The organism is Achromobacter sp. JD-1 (genome assembly GCF_038594925.1).
Classification (GTDB): domain Bacteria; phylum Pseudomonadota; class Gammaproteobacteria; order Burkholderiales; family Burkholderiaceae_B; genus Achromobacter; species Achromobacter spanius_C.
The window spans coordinates 1-662 of the sequence record NZ_JBCGCS010000102.1; the positions used below are offsets into that span (position 1 = coordinate 1).

The following is a 662-nucleotide window of genomic DNA, read 5'->3' on the forward strand; positions in this document are numbered from 1 at the left end:
AGCGGGAAATACTTGCCGCCCATCGCCATGACGGTCACCTGCATGCCGCGATCCTTGTCGAACACGATGCCCGTGTAGTCGAACTTGCGTGCCTGGGTGATCAGATGGCCCAAGAGGACCGTCTTGCCGGCGCCGGACTGGCCGATGATCGACGTGTTCCCGAGGCGGCGTTTGCCGGTTTCGTCAACGTCCTGAAGCGAGGCGTGAAAGTTCAAGTAGTAAGGCGTGCCGCCCGTCGTCTTGAGCATCGTGACCGCCGGCCCCCACGGATTGCCTGCGGGCTTTCCGAAGAGGTAGTTGTGCATCGAGAAAAAGCTCAAGAAATTCAGCGAGGTGATCGGCGCCGGGCGAGGGCGCCATTTCCAGTTGCCCGGGAGCTGGGCGGCCCACGCGGCCAAGGATGAGCGATCACACAGACGACCGATGATTTCTTCGTCAGCCAGCGCGCCGCTGATACTCGCGGCCGCCCGAAGGGCCCCCTCGCTGTCATCGCCGAACACCTGGATGGTGGCGTGGTGGTCACCCATGACGAAGCGGCCCGCGGCCAACTCGTCGCGGGCCTTCTTCAGATCTTCGATCTGGGACGCGGAGTAGTCGCCAGAGTCTTCCAGCCACTTGATTTGGCGTGACAGCGCCTTCAGCCCATCGGGCTTTGACATCGC

1 protein-coding gene is annotated in these 662 nt (G+C 62.8%); it reads right to left on the bottom strand.

Annotated elements, in window-relative coordinates:
- On the bottom strand, positions 1–662 hold a 662-nt coding region (locus tag WBR68_RS31425), incomplete at both ends, for a VirB4 family type IV secretion/conjugal transfer ATPase (protein WP_446697891.1).